At 67.8% G+C, this 19,510-nt stretch carries 24 protein-coding genes and 1 tRNA gene; 10 read left to right on the forward strand and 15 right to left on the reverse strand.

Translation table 11 applies throughout. The annotated features are described in order from the left end of the window. The first annotated feature begins 13 nt into the window (after nucleotides 1-13). Entirely contained in the window at nucleotides 14-376 is a 363-nt protein-coding gene (locus ACFHYQ_RS28830; RefSeq protein WP_394304296.1) for an Imm8 family immunity protein, read from the forward strand. Nucleotides 377-455: 79 nt separating this feature from the next. Beyond that, complete coding sequence (locus tag ACFHYQ_RS28835; RefSeq protein WP_394304297.1) at nucleotides 456-833, forward strand: DUF4190 domain-containing protein; 378 nt, start codon at nucleotides 456-458, stop codon at nucleotides 831-833. A gap of 442 nt (nucleotides 834-1,275) precedes the next feature. Here ACFHYQ_RS28835 and ACFHYQ_RS28840 read toward each other — a convergent pair whose 3' ends face one another. Next, nucleotides 1,276-2,283: a BtrH N-terminal domain-containing protein gene (locus ACFHYQ_RS28840; RefSeq protein ID WP_394304298.1), complete on the reverse strand. Its 1,008-nt coding sequence runs from the start codon at nucleotides 2,281-2,283 to the stop codon at nucleotides 1,276-1,278. A gap of 438 nt (nucleotides 2,284-2,721) precedes the next feature. Here ACFHYQ_RS28840 and ACFHYQ_RS28845 point away from each other — a divergent pair, with 438 nt between their 5' ends. Next, nucleotides 2,722-3,546: a hypothetical protein gene (locus ACFHYQ_RS28845; RefSeq protein WP_394304299.1), complete on the forward strand. Its 825-nt coding sequence runs from the start codon at nucleotides 2,722-2,724 to the stop codon at nucleotides 3,544-3,546. Here ACFHYQ_RS28845 and ACFHYQ_RS28850 read toward each other — a convergent pair. Then, a complete protein-coding gene (locus ACFHYQ_RS28850; protein ID WP_446746313.1) occupies nucleotides 3,533-3,742 on the reverse strand; it encodes a response regulator transcription factor in 210 nt (69 codons plus the stop codon). The two genes, ACFHYQ_RS28845 and ACFHYQ_RS28850, sit on opposite strands and share 14 nt — an antisense overlap. A 184-nt stretch (nucleotides 3,743-3,926) precedes the next feature. On the opposite strand from ACFHYQ_RS28850, the gene ACFHYQ_RS28855 reads away from it, so the two are divergent. Continuing rightward, nucleotides 3,927-4,472, forward strand: coding sequence for a DUF4142 domain-containing protein (locus ACFHYQ_RS28855; RefSeq protein ID WP_394304300.1), 546 nt, complete (start codon nucleotides 3,927-3,929; stop codon nucleotides 4,470-4,472). A 52-nt stretch (nucleotides 4,473-4,524) separates the two neighbouring features. On the opposite strand, the gene ACFHYQ_RS28860 is transcribed toward ACFHYQ_RS28855, so the two are convergent. The 3 genes from ACFHYQ_RS28860 to ACFHYQ_RS28870 form a co-directional block, all read right to left on the reverse strand. Then, nucleotides 4,525-4,656, reverse strand: coding sequence for a hypothetical protein (locus ACFHYQ_RS28860; protein ID WP_394304301.1), 132 nt, complete (start codon nucleotides 4,654-4,656; stop codon nucleotides 4,525-4,527). 145 nt (nucleotides 4,657-4,801) lie between these two features. Further along, on the reverse strand, nucleotides 4,802-5,473 hold the full coding sequence (locus tag ACFHYQ_RS28865) for a response regulator (RefSeq protein ID WP_394304302.1): 672 nt from the start codon (nucleotides 5,471-5,473) through the stop codon (nucleotides 4,802-4,804). Then, a complete protein-coding gene (locus ACFHYQ_RS28870) occupies nucleotides 5,470-6,708 on the reverse strand; it encodes a sensor histidine kinase (RefSeq protein ID WP_394304303.1) in 1,239 nt (412 codons plus the stop codon). The genes ACFHYQ_RS28865 and ACFHYQ_RS28870 overlap by 4 nt, the downstream gene beginning before the upstream one ends. A gap of 150 nt (nucleotides 6,709-6,858) precedes the next feature. Between ACFHYQ_RS28870 and ACFHYQ_RS28875 the strand changes: the two genes are divergently transcribed. Then, nucleotides 6,859-7,401, forward strand: a complete 543-nt coding sequence (locus ACFHYQ_RS28875) for a hypothetical protein (protein ID WP_394304304.1) — start codon at nucleotides 6,859-6,861, stop codon at nucleotides 7,399-7,401. Between the two features lie 105 nt (nucleotides 7,402-7,506). Next, nucleotides 7,507-7,579 (forward strand) — tRNA-Arg (locus tag ACFHYQ_RS28880). A 77-nt stretch (nucleotides 7,580-7,656) separates the two neighbouring features. Here ACFHYQ_RS28880 and ACFHYQ_RS28885 read toward each other — a convergent pair. The 10 genes from ACFHYQ_RS28885 to ACFHYQ_RS28930 form a co-directional block, all read right to left on the reverse strand. Then, the gene (locus tag ACFHYQ_RS28885) at nucleotides 7,657-8,892 is read right to left on the reverse strand and encodes a site-specific integrase (protein WP_394304305.1); all 1,236 of its coding nucleotides are present in this window, start codon (nucleotides 8,890-8,892) and stop codon (nucleotides 7,657-7,659) included. Next, on the reverse strand, nucleotides 8,892-9,074 hold the full coding sequence (locus ACFHYQ_RS28890) for a helix-turn-helix domain-containing protein (protein WP_394304306.1): 183 nt from the start codon (nucleotides 9,072-9,074) through the stop codon (nucleotides 8,892-8,894). Before ACFHYQ_RS28890 ends, ACFHYQ_RS28885 begins: the two co-directional genes overlap by 1 nt. Further along, a complete protein-coding gene (locus ACFHYQ_RS28895) occupies nucleotides 9,064-10,467 on the reverse strand; it encodes a replication initiator (RefSeq protein ID WP_394304307.1) in 1,404 nt (467 codons plus the stop codon). Before ACFHYQ_RS28895 ends, ACFHYQ_RS28890 begins: the two co-directional genes overlap by 11 nt. Next, on the reverse strand, nucleotides 10,464-10,613 hold the full coding sequence (locus ACFHYQ_RS28900; protein WP_394304308.1) for a hypothetical protein: 150 nt from the start codon (nucleotides 10,611-10,613) through the stop codon (nucleotides 10,464-10,466). The genes ACFHYQ_RS28895 and ACFHYQ_RS28900 overlap by 4 nt, the downstream gene beginning before the upstream one ends. 103 nt (nucleotides 10,614-10,716) lie before the next feature. Beyond that, nucleotides 10,717-10,839 (reverse strand): hypothetical protein, encoded by a 123-nt coding sequence (locus ACFHYQ_RS28905; protein ID WP_394304309.1) that lies wholly within the window; start codon nucleotides 10,837-10,839, stop codon nucleotides 10,717-10,719. Nucleotides 10,840-11,094: 255 nt separating this feature from the next. Further along, a complete protein-coding gene (locus ACFHYQ_RS28910) occupies nucleotides 11,095-11,751 on the reverse strand; it encodes an NUDIX domain-containing protein (protein ID WP_394304310.1) in 657 nt (218 codons plus the stop codon). Continuing rightward, nucleotides 11,748-11,975 carry a hypothetical protein gene (locus tag ACFHYQ_RS28915; protein WP_394304311.1) on the reverse strand — a complete coding sequence of 76 codons (228 nt, stop codon included), beginning with the start codon at nucleotides 11,973-11,975 and terminating at the stop codon, nucleotides 11,748-11,750. Before ACFHYQ_RS28915 ends, ACFHYQ_RS28910 begins: the two co-directional genes overlap by 4 nt. A 121-nt stretch (nucleotides 11,976-12,096) precedes the next feature. Next, nucleotides 12,097-12,843, reverse strand: coding sequence for a DUF2637 domain-containing protein (locus ACFHYQ_RS28920; RefSeq protein WP_394304312.1), 747 nt, complete (start codon nucleotides 12,841-12,843; stop codon nucleotides 12,097-12,099). Nucleotides 12,844-12,930: 87 nt separating this feature from the next. After that, entirely contained in the window at nucleotides 12,931-14,328 is a 1,398-nt protein-coding gene (locus tag ACFHYQ_RS28925) for an FtsK/SpoIIIE domain-containing protein (protein WP_394304313.1), read from the reverse strand. Nucleotides 14,329-14,427: 99 nt separating this feature from the next. Continuing rightward, nucleotides 14,428-14,757, reverse strand: a complete 330-nt coding sequence (locus ACFHYQ_RS28930; protein ID WP_394304314.1) for an SCO3933 family regulatory protein — start codon at nucleotides 14,755-14,757, stop codon at nucleotides 14,428-14,430. A 141-nt stretch (nucleotides 14,758-14,898) separates the two neighbouring features. Between ACFHYQ_RS28930 and ACFHYQ_RS28935 the strand changes: the two genes are divergently transcribed. The 4 genes from ACFHYQ_RS28935 to ACFHYQ_RS28950 all read left to right on the forward strand — a co-directional run bounded on the left by ACFHYQ_RS28935 (nucleotide 14,899) and on the right by ACFHYQ_RS28950 (nucleotide 19,498). After that, a complete protein-coding gene (locus ACFHYQ_RS28935; RefSeq protein WP_394304315.1) occupies nucleotides 14,899-15,663 on the forward strand; it encodes a GntR family transcriptional regulator in 765 nt (254 codons plus the stop codon). A 14-nt stretch (nucleotides 15,664-15,677) separates the two neighbouring features. Continuing rightward, nucleotides 15,678-16,346, forward strand: coding sequence for a YdcF family protein (locus ACFHYQ_RS28940; RefSeq protein ID WP_394304316.1), 669 nt, complete (start codon nucleotides 15,678-15,680; stop codon nucleotides 16,344-16,346). A 1,434-nt stretch (nucleotides 16,347-17,780) separates the two neighbouring features. After that, nucleotides 17,781-18,062 carry a DUF7710 domain-containing protein gene (locus tag ACFHYQ_RS28945; protein WP_394304317.1) on the forward strand — a complete coding sequence of 94 codons (282 nt, stop codon included), beginning with the start codon at nucleotides 17,781-17,783 and terminating at the stop codon, nucleotides 18,060-18,062. A gap of 803 nt (nucleotides 18,063-18,865) precedes the next feature. Beyond that, nucleotides 18,866-19,498 (forward strand): transposase, encoded by a 633-nt coding sequence (locus ACFHYQ_RS28950; protein ID WP_394304318.1) that lies wholly within the window; start codon nucleotides 18,866-18,868, stop codon nucleotides 19,496-19,498. The last annotated feature ends 12 nt before the right edge of the window (nucleotides 19,499-19,510 follow it).

A 19,510-nucleotide genomic window follows, 5' to 3' on the forward strand; every position in this document is an offset into this window, starting at 1 on the left:
TGATCATAGGACCATGAGGGCACGAGTGAGTTCCTTCCGCTGGCCAGATCTTGAAGACGGACATGGCGTCGCTGACCCGGCGCATGCCTGCGAGCTGTTGGAGATGTACGTCGGCCCGCAGAGTGAGCCGGGGGAGGAGCGGTTCCAGCTCACCGTCTGCACTCCATCCGCCCTCACCGAGCGGTTGCATCATCATCCCGTCCTCATCGGTCGTCACTGGCTCTTCGTCCCTGAGCTTCGTCCTGCCGAGGTAGTCAGATGGTTGAGTGATCGGATCGCTGTTCTGGAGGCCGCGACGTGGGGAGAGCTCGCCGCGAAGATCTGCCGGATCGGAGAGTGGGAGTTCGAGGACTGGCTGGGCGGCCCGGAGGAGTAGGTTTGCCAACCTGTCAGCTCGTTCACGCGTCTTCTGTCACGCTGAACCCTCCCAAATCCCGCATCCTCGTGAGGTCTCCGTGACCGAGAACAACCCCTACCCGTCCGTGCCGTACCAGCAGCCGGGGCAGCACCCGCGGCCCTACCAGGCGGGACCGCACCCGCCGCCGTACGGCTACCAACCGATGTACGTGCAGGCTCCGCCGACCTCCGGCTACGCCACGGCCAGCCTGGTGATGGGCATCCTCGGCATCCTCGGCGGCTGGTGCGCGTTCGGCATCCCCTGTTTCCTCGCCGTGATCCTCGGCCACGTCGCCCTGTCCGAGACGAAGAACGGCCGCAAGGGCGGTCACGGGATGGCGATCGCTGGCCTGATCCTCGGCTACATCGTCGCGATCCCCGCGCTCCTGATCGCGATCTTCGCGTTCGGTGGCGCCATCCTCGATTCCACCCCGTGATCGTCTGTCTTTACGGCGTGCCTCAGCCCTCGCTCGGTGGCGGGGCTTATTCGTGATCGAGGGGCTTGTTACGGCCCACTGCCGGTCCGTGACCCTCTCGCATCGGCAGAGTCGAGCACCTGCACGCTCTCACCCGATCGATGGCAAATGGGGACGGCCATCACAACTATCTGTGTTGCCGACAGTGCTCAATATGCAGCTCCGCCCACGGACGGCGGCGGTCCGGGTATCCCGTCCGCATCCGGCCCAGGCTCCTGGACAATTGGATCAGGGGGTTGGCGCCTGCGACGATCCTGGAGCGCGCGTTCTTCTCCGCCAGCTCACCGGAAGTGGCCCAGGAACTCTCCGACGCGCTGGAGACCCACCGCATCTGAAGCCGACGCTGAACCGTGAACAAGCGCCTCCGGCTCCGGATGCTCAGTCGTACGGCGGAGCATGACGATCAGGGACGAGGGGGAGTCGCCGCGGGCAACTGACGTAGTGCCTGCATGGCATTCTTCTCGATGCGTGAAAGATCGTGGAGAATGGCGCGTGCCTGTTCGAGATGCCCCGCGTCGCCGCTCTCTCCAGCCTTCGTGATCAAGGTGGCCACGTCCGTCCACAGGGTGGCGGCCTCGGCATACAGCTTGTGACCCGTGCGGAGGTTGTTGTCGTCGATCAGTTGGAGGCACTCGCCGAGGAAATCGCGGTAGAGGGCGCGAAACAGGGCACCGCCGGTGCCGGCTTTCTCCATGAGGAGGGCGGCCTGCGGTAGGTCCTGCTGCGGGTTGTCGGCGCGCAGCAGCCATTTCGGCAGCTGTTTGGCGGCTTTCTCGATGCCGCGGTAGCCCAGGTTCGCGATGGGAGCGGCCAGGAAGGCGTCGGCGCAGTCTCTGATGGCGGGGATGATCTGGTCCTGCCAGCAGGGTGAACCCTCCGGCAGGGTGATGGTGAAGGAACGGTTTCTGGCGGTCATCGGTCCGCGTTCGGTCCGCGCCATGGCCAAGCTGGCCCTGCTGGTGCGCACCGCCCCTCCCTGCTGGTCGGTGTCCACCAGGTAGACGTCGTGCTCGTCGTAGCCGTACATCGCGACGACATGGCCGCCGAAGTGCGTTTTGGACTGGAAGTACTCCAGGTGGTAGGAGTCGAGTTGAAGGCCGACCGGCTGGCCGGCATCGATGGGGGCGGCTACGTTCTCCCATGCCTTTCGCTGTGAGGTGGTCTCCTCGACCAGTAATGTCAGCCCCAGCCTGGCGGCCAGGTTCCTGGTGAGGTCGAAAGGCTTGACGCGGCCTCCGAGAAAGGGGAACGGCATGGCCTTGCTGTCCCAATAGATGAAGGACAGGCCCGTGCCCAGCCCGAACAGCATGGGCTCGGACAGATCAAGCCCCTCATGCCGCAGCAGCACTCCCAGTGCCGTCGTCTCGCAGTGGTGCATGCCGCGAGCCTCGATGCCCTTCACGATGGTCATACGTCGCTCTCCTCAACAACTGGGCGATCAGCGTGCGCGGCACTACCTGCCCCGGCTGCGCCGCCGGAGAGGCACTCCGGCTCTGGAATGTCGCGGAGTCGGTGAGTGCGGGGTCCGGCTACCGTACACACGCCGGAAATCACCACGGATCGGCGCGCGCCCATTCGACCATGAAGACGCCGACCATGGCCAGCGGAACTGTCTGGACGAGTGTGATCACGGGATTGAGAAGGCCATCCCCGATCAGCACGGCTACACAGATCGCGATCAGCTCAAGCGCTGAGCGCTTTCCCGTGCTCTGACCATCTACATCGCGACGATACAGGCAAGACGCCTCCCATTGGAATGATCGGTTTCCTGCTCGTAAGGCTGGGTTGTCAACCGGATGCCCAAGTGCCCCGTCTTCTCCTGTGCCTCATTGTCACGATAGGAGTCGTTTTGAGCATCCGCTCGATTCTCTCGGCCGCCACCCTTGTTGGTGGCCTGATCTCGGTCTGCCAGCCGGTGTACGCCTCCGCCGCCGGACTGCAGCGGGATGCGCTCGTCGTCACTGACATCGTGGATTACGAATGCACCGCGGACGGTGAGGCCGAGAAACAGGAAATCAAGGTCAAGGTCGAACTGACGATGCCGGTCGACGCCACGGCGGGCAAGCAAATGACCATCAACTGGCGTGGGACCTACTTCGACGACACGACCGCGTTGAGGGTGCCCGCCGCGGGGTTGGCGGTCGGCGCCAAGCTCTACGCGTACGCATCCATCAGCGGGCTCGCCAAGCTGACCTCAGCCACCGGAGTCGGTGAGATCGCGTCGCTTACCCCGGGCGAGAGCATCCCCCTTCCGTTGGCCGAAGTCCCCCTGAAAACCACCTCGGCCAACGCGGGTACCGCGACGGTACGGCCGGCCGCCATCAACTTCGGGACCAGGCCCACCGAGCCGACGATCGAGTGTGAGGTGAAGAACGCCGACGATCTGACGACCTACAACCTCACGATCGGCACAGTGGACGATCGGCTGGCCGATTCCGATACCGCCTCGGACACGTCGAGTCAGGAGCTCCCGAGTCAGGAACCCGCCGACGACACGGCAATCGAAACGACGAGGAACGGCAAGGTGAGCAAGACCCCGTCGGGTGGAGTCGCGACCGGAGGCGGGGGTGAGGTCGGCCCCGACGGGCGGGTGCTCGTACTGACCGGCCTCCTGCTCACCCTCACGGCCGCTGCCGGGCTTCTGCTGTCCCGTCACCGCCTCAGCGAGGGATGATCAGCGGGACGACCGGTTTCCGGTACGGATGAGTCCCGGTCTCGTACGCGATGACGACCGCCTGAGCGCGGTCGCGTAGGCCGAGTTTGGCGAAGATGCGGGCGACATGGGTCTTCACGGTGGCTTCGCTCGGCGTCAGTGTCTCGGCCAGTTCGGCGGCCTGAATCCGCCGCGCGGCACCGGCGGATGGCCGTATGAGCCGTACGAGCCGTGCGGCCTGGCACGGTCGGTCAACGAGAGCTGCGGGCGATGGATTGGACGGACCCGGGCGAGAGTGACATTTGGTGGGGTATGGGGCTTACGTCAGTGAATGACCGGACCGGCTGGGGTGCCGGTTTGCCGATGCCCCAGCCGTCCGGAGAGAGATTCCGGGGGGTCTCATGGTGAGACGGCTCATCATCCTGCCGGCCATCGCGGCCGCGACGTTCTCGACGGCGGCGGCCGGGTTCGCCGCTGCGCCGCCCAACGTCAACGAGCAGGACCGGGGGTTCCTGACCGCGCTGCACGAGGGAAACCTGGCCGAGATCCAGGCGGGGAAGGCCGCCAAGCGGCAGGCCAGCCACGAGGAGGTCCGGGAGGTAGGGAAGATGCTGGTCTACGACCACAAGAAGCTGGACAAGGAGGTCACGCAGGTCGCCGGAGACTTAGGCGTCGACCTGCCGAGCAGTCCCAGCGCGAAGCAGCAGGCGGAGCTCGAACAGATCACCGCCAAGAGCGGGACCGAGTTCGACCGGGCCTGGCTGGAGGCGGAGGTCGCCGAGCATCGAGCGGACCTGGCAGCCGGGGCGAAGCAGCTGTCGGAGGGCTCCTCGGAAGAGGTGAAGCAGCTCGCCCGGGACGCCGAACCGGTCGTTCAGGAACACCTGGACGAGCTCGAGGAGGTCCAGAACGAAGGGAAGACCCAGGGCGGAGGGGACACGACCTAGAGCGAGTGACCCGCCGGGCCGAGAATGTCCTCCGCCCGGCGGGCATCGGACTTTACGTGAGAAGCCGCACCAGCAGCCAGCCCAACCAGATGACGACCGCCCAGCAGACGAGCCCGGCGATCACCATCGCGATGAGACCGCGGAGCCGATAACGCTTACCGCGCGGTCCTGGTTGTTGCTTCACGTGTCCTCCGCGGCAGCGCGGCGGCCATCGCCCACGTTCCGGAGCGCCATCGTAACTCCGCCGTTCCGCCATCGCCCGGGCTCTCGGCCGTTCCTTGTGACTTCCGTTTGCGAAGGCCGTACGGCCGATGCCGGTCGGCGGGGGGTCAGCGGGTCCGGGGATCGCCGGGGCCGACATCGGGCGGGAACTCCCGCGCCATGATCGCCGCCTGTACGCGGCTGCGCAGGTCGAGCTTGGCGAGCAGGCGGCTGACGTGCGTCTTCGCCGTACCCTCCGCCATGCCCAACTCCCGGGCGATCTCCGCGTTGGACAGCCCCCGACCGATGTGGAAGAGCACCTCGCGCTCACGCGCGGTCAGGTTCTCGTACGGCCCCCGCCCGGCTGTGGGAGTCCCGGCCGAAGCGGGCATGGCGGCGAACGCCTCGATCATCCTCCGGGTGACAGAGGGAGAGATCAGGCCGTCGCCGCGCGCCACGACGCGGACGGCCTCGATGAGCGCGTCGGCGTCGGTGTTCTTGAGCAGGAACCCGGCCGCCCCGGCGCGGAGCGCACCGAAGACGTATTCGTCCAGGTCGAAGGTGGTGAGGATCACCACGTCCGCCACGCCGCGCAGCCTCCTGGCGGCGGTGATGCCGTCGAGCCGCGGCATCCGGATGTCCATCAGCACGATGTCGGGACGGAGCCGCTCGGCCAGCTCGACCGCCTCCAGCCCGTCGGCGGCCTCAGCGACGACCTCGATGTCCGGTGTGCCGTCCAGGATCAGCACGACCCCGGCGCGCACCGCCGCGTGATCGTCGGCCACCAGTACGCGGATCATGCCGGTGATCCTGTCGGAAGCTCGGCCCGCATCCGCCACCGGGTCCCCCGCGACGGCCCGGCCTCAAGAGGTGCGGTCGAGAGCTGCCCGGTGTCGTACGGCATGGCCTCGAGTGGGCCGGCGTCGAACGAGCCGCCGACCAGCGCGGTGCGTTCCCGCATCCCGACGAGGCCCGCGCCCGCGCCCGGCAGGGTCGGCGGGCTGTCGCGGTCCACCGGATTCTCCACGATCAGCACCACACGATCAGGGGCGTACTCGATCACCACCTCCGCACCGGCCCCGCCGTGCTTGAGCACGTTGGTGAGGGCCTCCTGCAGGATCCGATAGGCGGCCAGATCGACAGCGGGCGGCAGGGGACGCGACGTGCCGCGAACCGTGAGCCGCGCCCTGACCCCCGTCCGGTCGATGAGGTCGGCGGCGTCCGCCAGCCGCCGCCGGATCGGCTCGGCCTCCTCGCCCTCGCCGTCGTGGCGCAACAGTCCGATCATCGTGCGCATCTCCGCCATTCCCTGAACGCTGTTCTCCCTGATCGACTTCATGACTTTCCGTACGGCTGCCGCATCCAGGTCCTGCCGTGCCAGCAGCGCGGACGACTGGATGGCGATCGCGCTGAAGTGGTTGGAGACCAGATCGTGCAGCTCGCGGGCCATGCGCGTGCGTTCGCCGGCGATCGCGGCCTGCCGGTCGAGCTCGGCCAGCCGGGCCACCTGCTCGGCGCGCTCCCGTTCCGCCACGGCCTGGTCGCGATGCTGTCTGATGACGTTCGCCGTGCTGACGGGGACGACTCCGATCAGCGCCGCCTGCACCGGAAACAACGCGAGCGTCCGCCAGTCCCCCGTGGCGAACCAGGCGGCCGCACCGGTGAGCACGGCACCCGTCGAGGTGATCCAGAGCAGCGCACGGCCCAGCGGGCGCGGGCCGTACAGCGCGGCGGCGTAGAGATTGTCGGTGAAGACCAGGATCGTCCCGAGCGAGGGCCCGAGCACGACGTCGGCGGCCATGCCCGTGACGCCCAGCGCGAGCGTGACCACCGGCGCGCGTCGTCGTACGACCACGGCGGCGCAGGTGAGGGCGAGCGGCAGGGCCAGGAGGGGAAGCGGACGGCCGCGATCGAGCAGGGCGCCGCCGGCCAGCAGGACCAGGCCCATGACGAAGGCCGCCACGGCCAGCAGCGCGTCCTGCCGAGCGGGGGACCAACTGGGAGGGGACCAGCTGGGAGGGGACCAAGAAGTCATCGATGACGATTCCACCATCAACGCAGGTGTGGTGCGTCGTTCCGAGGGTGGGGCGGGTGCGTACATCGAAATGTGTACCCGGGATCGTCGCCGACGACGATGCGTGAGGCGGCGGCGAGCGCGAGTGTTGAAGCCGGAGGTGCGTCGTCGTTGCTCGTCTTCATCATCGCCTGTGAGATCGGCTTCTGGGTGCTGCTCGCGCTCGGCCTGGCGCTGCGCTATCTGGTGCGGGCCCGCCGGGCGAGTGACGTCGCGCTGCTGAGCGTTCCGCTTGTGGACGTGGTCCTGCTCGTCGCGACCGTGATCGACCTGCGGTCGTCGGAGACCGTCGCCACCTGGCAGCACGGCCTGGCGGCCGCGTACCTCGGGTACACCGTGGTCTTCGGTCACCGTACGATCCGCTGGGCCGACGCGTGGGTCGGCCACCGGTTCGGCGGCGGGCCACCCCCGCGCAGGCCACCGGCGGGCGGCATGGCCCGTACGCGGTATGAGTGGGCGTTCTGGTTTCGGATCGTGATCGCGTACGGTGTGACCTGCGCTCTGCTGTTCGCCGCGATCTGGATGGTGGGAGATCCGGCCAGGACGGCCGCGTTGTCCGACTTCATGGCCGGCCTCGCCAGGGTGCCGTTGATCGCGCTGATCTGGCCGGTCAGCTACACGATCTGGCCCAAGAAGGTGGCAAGCGGATCATGAACCCTTGGGGAGGAGGCGGGCGAACTATTGGCGCGAGCAGGGGCGTGAGGTCTGGTAGAGTTACCTCCGTTGCCGAAGCCGCAGGTGAGCGGTGGCGACGACCAAGCGGCCGTAGCTCAATGGATAGAGCATCTGACTACGGATCAGAAGGTTAGGGGTTCGAGTCCTCTCGGCCGCGCCCAGCTCAAAGGCCCATTCCGATCATCGGAACGGGCCTTTTTGATCTCCATACAGCAGTTCCATACAGCAACGTCCTCAGCCGTCGCCGTCCAGACGTTGATTCAGCCGGTCGAGCGCCTTGCGGGTCTCGGCCGAAGGGATCTGCGTGTAGACGTCCATGGTCATCGAGATCTGCGAGTGACGGAGGATGCGCATTGCGACCCGCGGGTGGACGTCGAGGGCGGCCAGGAGCGAGGCACATGTGTGCCTGGTGTCATGCACGCGAATTCGAGGGACACCGGCCTTTCGGCAGTGGGCTTCAAAGGCCCGGTTGAAGTTGCGCGGTTCGATGGGCGTGCCGTTCCTCGTCGTGAAGACGAGGTCCGAGTCCTTCCACTTCTCCCCGGCCTCCTTGCGTGCGTCATCCTGCACCCGTCGGCGGTGCCGCAGCGCCGAGACGCACAGCCCGAGCAGCGGAAGGGAAGCCGTCGAGTCCTCCGTCTTGGTCGTCTCTCGGTGGAGGAGCTGGCCGCTCACCCGCGTGAGCTGTCGAGAGATCCATAGCTGCTCGCCCCCGAGGTCGACGCAGTCCCACGCGAGCCCGAGCACCTCGCCGCGACGGAGGCCGAGCACGAGGATCAGCACGTACGCCGCATAGAGCGGATCGTCGACCACGCGCAGGTGCTCAAGAAACCGCCGTGCTTCGTCGACGGTCCACGCGGTGTGCTGTCGCTTCTTCTTGGTCTTGCTCGCACTGGGCAGGGTCGCCAGGGCCGCCACGTTCTTGGAAATCAACTCCTCTCGCAGCGCGTGACCGAGCGCCGAGCGCAGGACACGGCGGATGCCCGCGATCGTGCTCCGCGACGGGTACCCCTTGCAGCACTGCCCCTTCGAGCAGCACCGCCGCTTGGACTCCGGACGCTTGTGATCCTTCTTCTGATCACAGCAGGTGCACAGGGTCGTCAGGCTGTTGAGCCAGGCCTGTACGTCGCGCACGGTCAGCTTGTCGAGCCGCTTCTTGCCCAGGCCGGGGATGATGTAGAGCCGGACGAGTGGCTCGTAGGCGACGTAGGTCGTCGGCTCGCGGTTCGGCTTAATGACCTCGGCAAGCCAGCGAATCAGGTACGCCGCCACGGTCGGGTGTCTCGTCGGCACCGGCCCCTTGCCCGCCAACTCGTGGAGCTTGAGCCACTTCTCATGGGTCTCCTCGCGGGTCTTGCCGTACGCCCATTTGCGGGTCCGCTTGCCCTCGGGCGTGGTGACCCAGACGTAGCCCGCCCATCCGTCCTTATAGGGGAAGACCGAGCCTTCCCCGTTCGCGCGCTTGCCCATCAGGCGGCCTCCTCGCACAGGCGGGTCACGTACTCCTCCAGGGCGGCAGCGGGGATGCGGCGGCACCGGGTGCCGACGATCACCGAGCGCAGCTCACCGGAGCGGATCAGGGTGTAGAGCGTCCACCGGCTGACCTTGAGCACGGTCATGGCTTCGGGGACGGTCAGCAGGTCAGGGGTCATCGGTGCCCTCCGTACCAATCGAGGCGGCCAAGGCGGATTCGCCAGGGGTGAAGCCCTGACCGGCGAACCGCCAGTGGGCGAGGACGAGCGTGGTGTCGGGGTCAAAGGCCCAGTCGGTTTCGCGGAGCTGGGCTTGGCGGTAGTCGGTCCGGGCCTGCCGGAGGGCGGTCAGCGTGGTTGAGTAGGCGCGGGAGCGGGTGGAGAAGTGGCCGCGGAAGCCGAGCATGTGCGCCCAGCCGCGCAGCCGCAGCGGCAGTAACTCGGGATGCGTGGCGGGGTCACCGAGCGTCCAGGCGGTACGGATGAGCCGGGCGGCGTGCTCGGTGACGCCCTGCTCGGCGAGGCGGGCGAGGTCGTGTGAGCGGACACGCCGGTCCAAGGTGCCGGCGCTTTCGGCGGCTTTGGTGGCGTACTTGGCCACATAGCCCGCGACCGCTTGTTCCGACAGGTGCTCTCCGGTGTCGAGGTCGCCGGGCTCGATGAGCTTGACGTCGATCTGGTCGCCCCAGACGAGGTGGCGGGTGGGCTGGCCGAGGTCGGGCGCTGGGAGGCGTACGGCGGCAGCCGCAGAACGGATCGCGCCGTCGAGGAGCTGCACGGTTGCCCAGTCCGGCGGCTGGACAGGAGGGCCGTCAGCATCGTCGGTGCGGCCGTCGAGGCGGATCACGGCGTGGAAGTGGACGACGCCGCGCGCTTGGTACTCGGCGACCTTGGCAAACGACACCTTGACCTGCCGGTTGAACGCGGCGCGGGTGAGTCCGGCCGCTCCGGCGAGGTGGCGGCGGAGGTAGATGGTGAAGCGGCGCCACAGGTCTCCGGCGTGGGCGTTCCACAGCACATGCCCGACGTAGTCGTACGTGGCCGGGTCGAGTGGTTGGCCGATGCGGAGGTCGTCGGCGGTGTGGCGTTCGAAGCAGGCCGGGCCGGTGCGGCGGGGGTGGCAGACGGCGGCCTGGCCGTTCTTGCCGGGGCCGCGGTGGACGGGGCCGAAGCTGGGCGCGGTGAGCGTGGCGAATACGCGCGGATGGCTGCGTACCGTCTCGGGGACGCCTTTGCTGCCGCCGAGCAGTCCGGAGCGGATCAGGTGGAAGGTGTCGCGTCGGTAGGTCTCGGCGCAGGACGGGCAGCGGGAGGCGCGGCGGTTGCCGCAGCGGATGAGGAGCTGTCCGTGGGGTTCGGCCGCTGTCGAGTAGCTGCCGAGGACTTCGCCGGATGCGGCATCGAGGGTGAGGGTGTCGCCGGTCAGGCGGACGGGTTCGGCGCAGCCGCCCAGGCGCTGTACCTGCTGGATCCAGCGGTTCAGATCGTGGCCGGAACGGCGGGTCAGGTCGCGGATGACCGGGCCGACCAGGTCACCGGCGAGGGCGGGAGGCTCGGAAGGCGCAAGGGTCATCGGGCCGCCGTTCCCGTGCCGCCGCAGGCGGGGCAGACGACCGTGGTCAGGGAGTGAGCGCCGGGCTTGGGGTCGGGTGTGCTGACGACGGCGGAACCGGCGCCGTCGCAGTTTGGGCAGACACGAGTAGGGACAGGCGTGGGCATGGTGGCGGTCTCCTGGTGAGCGTGGTCGGGGCGGCCGGGAGCTGGCAGGCGTGGACCGCCCCGCGCGGGTCGAGTTGGAAAGGGCTGGAGGGCAGGGCCGCGGCTAGTTGATGTAGCCGGAGCCGCCGCAGACGCCGCAGGTGTCGCGGGTCTGGCCGTAGGCGATGGATCCGTGGCCGCCGCACATGTGGCAGGGGCGGCGGCGGAGCAGGCGGAAGCGCTTCATCGTGGGTTCTCCTGGTGAGCGAGTTCGGGTTGATGGTCGGTGGCGGCCGGGAGCTGGCAGGCGGGGCCGCAGGGGACGGCGCGTTATGCGCCGTGGTTGTCGATGCCGGTGCCGTCGCAGTCGCGGCAGGTGGTGGCGTCGCTCTGGTCGTCGTTGATCAGGCCCGTGCCGCCGCAGGTGCAGCAGCGGTAGCGAACGATCACAGGGTTCATCTCCTTTCCGGGATGGGGTGGGGCTGACCGCTGCGAGGGCGGCTCAGTCGAGCAGGCCGGAGAGCATGGCCACGTGTGCGGCGAACACCTGCCCTCGGTGGGTTTCCTTGAGGTGGGTCACGAGGGTGGGGTAGCTGTCGGCCCGGACCCAGGCGGCCCGTTTGGCGTCGTCGGCCCCGACCGGCGTGGGGAAGTTGGCACGGCGGAGGGTGCCGAGATCGACGGTGGCGGGCACGGTGACCATCCACGCCTCATCGCTGGCTCTCGGGTCGGGCACGTACCGGGCGGGGAGCACCTGCCAGGAGTGGCCGTCCAGGTCGAGGCCGGTCTCCTCTTCCAGCTCGCGGACGGCAGCGGCGCCCGGGTCCTCGCCGGGTTCCACGCAGCCGCCCGGAATGGCCCAGCCGTGGCCGTCGCGCCGCTCGACCATGACCAGCCACCGGCGGCCGTTTTCGTCGGTGGCGGTGATGATGGCGTCGGCCGCGAGTTGCTCGCCCCAGTGGCCCAGCTCGTTGCGGCCGTAGCGGATGCCGGTCGGAGCGAACGGGTTGACCGGGCGGCCGTCGATCACCTGGAATGGGATCGCGGCGGCGGCCTGCCGGGCGGGCCAGTCGATGCGGGCCGGGTCGGTCTCCGGATCGGCCCACCCCTGCGCGACGCCGATGGTCAGCACGTCGGGGTGGGTGTACTCGCCGGTCATGAGCGGCCGTCCAGGCGGATGTCCACGTTGCCGATGACGCCGTCCGTCTGGACGCCGACCCGGGCGTTACCCGCCTTGATGTTGCGGACCTTCGCCTTGGCCCTCTCGGCCTTCTCGGCAGCGGCCTTGACCTTCTCCTCGCGCGTGTCGTTCTCGCCGCGAGGGCCGATACGGCCCGCTTGGATGGTCGTGTGGCCGCTGTCGGTGTAGTTCGTCTTACCCATGATCAGTCTCTCCTCGTTGTCGTGGTGCCGGACTGGCGGGGCGGTCGCCCCGGGCGCCCCACCGGCCGGAGCCGGTGAGGACCCGCAGCGGCCGACGGCCTGTCACCGGGCCGGGCCTTGGTCAGGCCGGTTCGGGTGCGGTGTGGATCTGGGCGAGCAGGTCGGCGGCGAGCTCGTTGGACACGCGCAACCGCTGCCGCAGCGCGTCACACGTGATCGCGGTGCCGTGTTTGGCGGTGTGCTCGCTGGCGACGCGGCGGGCGTAGGCGACCAGCGCGTCAGCCGGGCCGGGGGCCGGCACCGGGGACCGCCCGGCAAGCGAGGCCGAGGCCGACGCTGGGGCAGGGGACGGCTGTACGACGGGGATGAGGTCGGCCGACGGCTGGACCGCGTCCACCTCGACCGGAACCGACACGACGGGCGCCGTCTCGACCGGGGCGGGGGCGGGCTCCGCCTGCGCGGCGTGACGGTGGGACGCGCGGCGCTCCAGCATGGAGACGGCGACGAGGAAGGCCACGGCCGGAGTCGCGGCGCAGGTCCAGCCCCAGGGGGAGGGTTCGGCCTGGGCGAGGTTGGCGGCCAGGGTCAAGACGATCCCGCCCGCCAGGACCAGGCCGGGCCAGGAGATCAGCCCGCGACGGCGGCGGTCGGTGCGCTTATCCCGCTGGAGTTCACCGGCGGCCATCACGCACATCAGGTCGATGCAGACCGCGACCGCCCACGACTGCCAGCCCTTTTGGCCGTGGTCGGCGGCCAGTTCGCTGATGTGGGTGAACGACCCGACAGCGGCGATCAGTGCGAGCACGATCACCGGCCCGGAGTCCACCAGCGTGGACCGGACACGACCGGAGCGACGGACGGCCATCATGCGCCTCCTTTCAGAAGTAGGCATGGATCGGGTAAGGACACGGCCCGCTCAGGCGGGGCCGTACCGCGGTAAGACAGGGGAGAGGAGTCAGACGGGGTCAGACTCGGGTTGAGCGTCGGGGACGTAGCCGGCGAACTCCTCATCGGAGACCGGGGGCACGGTGACCGTGGTCATCTCCGCCCAGGAGGGCCGAAGGTGGGCGTAGGTCGCGGCGGCCTGCTCGGCCTGCTCTTCGGACACGTAGGCGGAGCGGACGCGATACCAGCGGCCGTCATCGGCGGCCAGGACCGCCACCCCCGGCTGATTGGCCGGAATGAGACGCGCGGCCTGCAGCGCGGCGGGGTCCATGTCGCCCAGCGTCATGTTCGCGGTCTCCGGATCGTTGACCCGGTGGCAGATCCGCCCTGAGAGCTGGGCGCGCAGCGCCGTCACCCCGGAGCCGAGGTCGGAGCCGACCCGCTGCCCGCACACCAGCAGGTACAGGCCGAACGCGCGGCCGAGCTGGGCCAAGCGGATCAACTGCACGGCAGTGGCGGCGATCTCGTCCTTCTCGGACTTGTCGGCCATCAAGAACAGCTCGGCCACCTCGTCCACCAGGACCACCACGGGGACGGGCCGCAGTTGCTCGGGGAGTTTCCAGATGTTGCGCACCCGGTGCTGCTTGCACAAGGCCATCCGGCGTTTGATCTCCGCGACCAGGTCGTTGAGCACGTGGACGCAGTCGGCGCGTTCGGTGGCTAGCTCGGTCATCCGCTCGCTGTAGGGGGTCAGCTCGACCCCGCCCTTGAGGTCGAACCCGATCAGCGCCACCGGTTGCGGGGCCAGCCCGCAGATCAACGCGTTCAGCAGAGTGGACTTGCCGGACTGGGTCGCACCCGTGATCAGCCAGTGCGGCACCGTCCGGAAGTCGATCACCCAGGGGGCGGAGGTCTCCAAAAGCCCGACCCGGACCCGCAACAGCCCATCGGCCAGCACCGGAACCCCCACCTCGACGAGCGGATCGCGGCGGGTGGCCTGCAGGGTGACCCGGCCGGGCCGCCAGTCGAGCACCCGCACCGAGTGCACCCGCCACGCGTGGGCGAGGTTGGGCAGCTTGGCCGCGTAATCGTCGGGGGTCTGCCCATCGGCCAGGCCCACGCGGACGCGGAACCCGTTCGCTGACGGGCGGACCAGCCCGAGGCGGGGCGGCTTGTCGACCGCCACCCGCCGCACCTTCCGCCGCTGCGAGGTGGCGCCGCCGGTGTGCAGGGCCGTGCCGAGGGCGGGGATGCCGTCGAACGTCCACCGCCAGCGGCGCCGCTTGGTCGTCAGACCGCACCCGGCAGCGACGTTCCCCCACGTGAAGTAGACCGAGATGGCTTTGCGCGGGTAGCCGAGCACCAGCCAGAACGAGACCGGATGCCGCCGGTTCCACGCCACCAGCCCCAGGATCACGGCGAGGGTGAACAGGCACGGGATGAGGTAGACGAGCGTGTCAGCGGTCATACTGGAGACCTCCTTTCGGTGAGCGAAGGGAAAGCCCCCGGGAGTGGCGGAGCTGGCAGGCTTAGGGCCGCTCCCGGGGGCGCTATGAGGAAGCGCCGGCTAGGCGGCCTTGACCGCGGCGGGGACGATCGACTCGGCACGAAACCCCAGCCCCGACCGGCCGTTCATCGTCCAGAAGAACGCGGCCAGGCCCACCGGCCGGACCTGCACGCCCTCCGGGATGCTCGGGAAGGTCTCCGAGGGGAACGTGACGACGATCACCGGGTTACGCCGGTCGTCATTCGGTCGCGGCAGCAGCGGGACCGTGTACAGGTCCCGGCCCTGAGCGTCCTTCTTGACCTCGCCCGTCGCCCGATCCACGATCTTCGGCTCGGGCTCACCCGCGACGGTGAACGACAGGGCCGACAGATCCACAGGGATGTTGCGCATGTCCTTGCCTCCTTGACGCTGTTACAGCTAGCTCTATTAAGACGGAGCGAGATGGTTCTGTCAATAGAACTAGCTCTATTAAGACCATGTTCTGCTCAGAGGGGGTAGCGCTAGCCTTATTCCAGGAACAAGGAGGCACACATGGGGATCGGCTACCGCGAGCTGGCGAGCGTCCTGCGCTCAGCCATAGAACGCGGCGACTACCCACCGCAGACCACGCTGCCCAAGCAGGACGAGATCGCCGAAACCTACAGCGTGAACATCAAGACCGTCCGCCAGGCGATCCGCGTACTCGAGAGCGAAGGCCTCGTCACACCGGTCAGACGCCGCGGAACCGTCGTCCGCTCACGACCCCCGATGAAACGACTCGGCGCCGAGCGCTACGCCAAGAGCAAGTGGAAGTTCGGCCTCGTCGCCTTCGCCGCCGACCGCGAAGCATCCGGCCGGGCCTGGACACCCGGCGACCAGACCAACACCGTCCGCCGAATCGAAGCCGACAAGGAGATCGCCGAAGCCCTCGGGATCGAGCCAGGCGCGCCGGTCTACGAACGCGCCCGACTGGTCAAGGACGGCGACACGCCAACCCACACCCTCACCAGCTACTACCGGCCCGAAGACGTCGAAGGCACACCCCTCGTCAACGCCTCAGCCGGACCGGCCGGAAAGGGAGGCGGCTTCGCCGTCCTGACCGTCCAAGGACTGGAACCCGACGCCATCACCGAGGCACTCCACGCCCGCATGCCCAGCCCCGAGGAAGCCGAGCAACTCCAACTCCTCACCGGCGAACCCGTCGTCGTGCTCAAGCGCACGACATGCACACGAGACGGCCGGGTAGTCGAGTTCGCGCGCGGCGTCCACGCCGCGTCCCACTTCGAGTGGGCATATACCTTCAAGATTCCCGACTGAGGGACGTGACGCCGATGTCCGATGACTTCTCAGCACTCCCACAGACCGTGAAGTCCGACCTACGCACCCTGTGGGACTACCACGACATGCACCACGAGCCACGCCCCTGCGACATCGGCGTAGGCCTGGGAAGTCACGACATCGGCGTCGCCGTCTTCACCGCCGAGCTCTACCACCGCCAGATGCTCCCCCGCATCGTGTTCAGCGGCGCCAACGCCCCCACCACGATCGACCGCTTCCCCCGAGGCGAGGCCGTCCACTACCGTGAGGAAGCCACCCGGCGCGGAGTGCCCGCCGAGGTCATCCTTGTTGAGCCATGCGCGACCAACACCGGCGAGAACATCCAGTTCACTCGCCGGCTTCTCGCGAGCCAAGGCGTCCATCCCGCCTCGATCATGCTCATCACTCGCCCCTACCAGCAGCGGCGCGCGTTCGCGACGTGCAAGAAGCTGTGGCCCGAACCCGAGGTCATCTGCGCCTCCCGGCCGCTCCCGCTGGAGGAGTACGTGGCGAGCATCGGAGACACCGCCCGCGTCATCAACATGATCGTCGGCGACACGCAACGGATCACCGAATACCCGAAACAGGGCTTCGCGATCCCGCAAGAGATGCCCGACGAAGTGGAAGCCGCCTATCAGCGCCTCGTGGACGCAGGCTTTACCAGCAGACTCCTGCCCGTCTGAGAGCGCGAACTGCCAACCCTCGGCCTGGCCTCTGCCGTGGCTGCCGATCTACCTGGTTACAACCTTCCGTACGGGTTCAAGCCGCCGCCCAGTCGGGCGGCGGCGGCGCGGCGCGGTCGGTCGCGGCCGGGCATGCGGCCTCTTCGGGCCGGTCCCGACCGCGCCGCCGCCAGCCGCGCCCAACAGGCAGACGCATGACAACCGCGGAAAGCCCAACCACGAGGATGACGGGCGCGACACCGGCCGCCGCGACCAGGCGGACACGCCGTAGCGGGCCGAGGTCTTCCTTTTGCCTCCGGCGGGGATCTCCGGCCCCGAGGTGATCGCGAAAAGCCGAGGTTCGTAGGTGGCTGGGGAGCCCTGATCGCCTCGCACGCCATCGACCCAGGCAAGCCCAGCAGACCAGCTCCTACGGCTCAAGCCCGGCCGTGACCGATGGCGTCCAATGATCGAGGAACGGCGACCGGTTGACGTACACGCGAGGCCGGGCTTGCCCCTCCGTCGCCGGCCCGCTGCCGCTCCGCGGTGGGTCGACGGCGTACGAGACATCAGGGCGGGGGAGTGCTACAGGATCGATGGCCGTCTCCAACCCCGGTTTCGAGGTGGCGGCTCACACATGCCTCATGATTAGGTTTTCTGTCTATTGGACAAAGTGGGATATAATGCCCATTTTAAAGTATCAAATTGATAACGGTTTGCAAGTAGAATCTGATGGGCCGTTGAGTCAACAGTACACCCTAATCACCATTTGACCTGGCGCTATGTACTAGTACTTAGCGCCTAAAGGCCAGCTCAGGACTATAAATAGGCCTAAGAGCATCCTTGCGGGTAGATAAGTACCTGCATAACCTGAGAGGTTTCGCTCGATTTGAGCGCTCACCAACGGTGGCTCATGTGCAGCGTATGGTCTCCGTAGCGAGCCCCGCGAGGCGCGGAGAGCAATCCCATCACGAACGATCTCCATGCCGCACGAGGCTCCATGTCCCCTACTTCCCGAGGAGACCATGTATGGAGAGACTACCCTCTGCCAGCATCTCTGTCTGGATCGCAGGAATCCTGGCAGGCCTGGCGATTGCGCTAGCCCTTATCGGAGTCAGCTCCGCCGATATCTCGCAGATCATGAGCCAGGTCACAGCCGCGGTTGCTCTGTACGTTGTGGGCGGTGGCTCGAAGCGACCTGGCGAGGTCGAGTTGGGTCGTTCGTTGTCTACGGCCGGACGTAAGACGGCTGTACAGAATGCTTCAGAGTGAGTGACTAACTGGGTGACAACCGAGGTGTACGGCCCCGGACGTTCGCGGACTCCTGGGGATCTCTCCCGCAAGCCAGGGCCGGGCCGTCCCTGCTAGGGATCATGGGTAAGTGGCTTCGCATCGAAGGGGTCAGTCTTCGGCTGATACCGTGCCGCCGAGTCAGGTAAGGGAGGCCCGGAGGCGATGGACGATGGACGGCAGACGGTCTGGGCGTTCGTGGGTGAGGGTGGACGCTGGCCTTCGGCAATCTTCACTACCAAGCGCCTGGCCGAGGAGTGGATCAGTGCGCGAGGACTGACCGGGATGCTTACCGAGTACCGGATCGACGATCCGGTCTACGAGTGGGCTGTTGCCAACGGGCACTTCCAGCCGAGCAGGCCGGAACACTCAACGGCTGACTTCATCGGCCGATTCACCACCGCACACCAGGCGCACGAGCACTACGAGGATGGCGCGGCCGGCTGAGCAGAGAAGCGGACGAGCGGCGGGCCCTTGAGGCTGCTGTACAGCAGCGCGTACAGCAACGCCGCCTTACGCGATCACACCTCACCGGCCCGTATCTACCGGTCGAGCAGGACGAGGAGCCGCCGACAAGGCAACTGCCCTTCCCTACGGATCAGAAGGTTAGGGGTTCGAGTCCTCTCGGCCGCGCACGAAAAAAGCCCAGATCATCAGTGCGATGACCTGGGCTTTCTTGCGTTCTGGATCAGTTGCTGTTGTCCGGCTGCGTCCGGCTGCGTCCGGTTCCGATCGGTGGTATCCGGGTGGTCCTTCCCAATGCCTTCCCGCCGGGAGGGACGTAGCACTTCGCTGATTCGACGCATGGCGATCTCATCGTGACCAACGAGGCACTTCTCGTAGGTCCTGTGAAGAACCTCCACGCTGTTGCCCGCCCACTCGGCCACCTGCTTCGGTGAGACTCCAGCGTTGAGCCACGTGGAGAGGCAGGCGTGCCGGAGGTCATACGGGCGCCGGGCCAGCGGTGAGGCGTACTCCTCGAGAGTCAGGGCCTTCTTACGAGCATTGCGCCAGATCCGAAGGATGTGCTCTTGGCCAGCACTCCGCGGTGTGCGCCGTGGAACACGCGTCCGCCCAGTACGGGTTCGGGCTCACAGCGCTCCCACCGGTCATTTAGTGCACGAACCGCAGGTCGAACGCCGCTTCAAGTTGAACATCACCGGTTCCCGAGTTGGCTGAACGACCTGGCCACGGCCCGGTCCACGGCCGCGCAGACGATCGGCCGCAGGCCGCGACGCCGCCCGCGCCGAGTGCTGGCGGTCGACGGAAAGGCGCTGCGCGGCACCCGGCACCACACCGCCACCGGCCGCGCCATGCACCTGCTCGCGGTGACCGACACCCGCACCCTGGCGGTCCTCGGCCAGGTCGAGGTCGACGGCAAAAGCAACGAGATCACCGCGTTCGTGCCGCTGCTGCACCCCCTCGACCTGACCGACACAGTGATCACCGTCGACGGGCACGGCCGCACCGAGAAACGTTCGATCAAGGTCTGTTCCGTGGCCATTGGGTCCGGGCTGCTGTTTCCCCTCGCCGCCCAGGCCATATGCATCACCCGCAAGGTACGGCCCCGCGCTGGCGGGCGGTGGAAGACCGTCACCGTCTACGCCGTCACCAGCCTGGCCCCGCACCAGGCCCGGCCCGCCGACCTCGCCGCATGGATCCGCGCACACTGGCAGATCGAAGCCCTGCACCATATCCGAGACGTCACCTACCGCGAGGACGCCAGCCAGGTCCGTACCGGATCAGGACCCGCGGTCATGGCAGCGCTGCGGAATCTGGCCATCGGAATCTTGAAGTTCTGCGGCTGGACCAACATCGCCAAGGCCAACCGCCGCCACGCTCAAGACCCCGGACGCTGCCTCGCCACCCTCGGCATCACATAGTCAAACCGGACA

It is taken from the genome of Sphaerimonospora cavernae (assembly GCF_042435035.1).
Classification (GTDB): Bacteria; Actinomycetota; Actinomycetes; order Streptosporangiales; family Streptosporangiaceae; genus Sphaerimonospora; species Sphaerimonospora cavernae.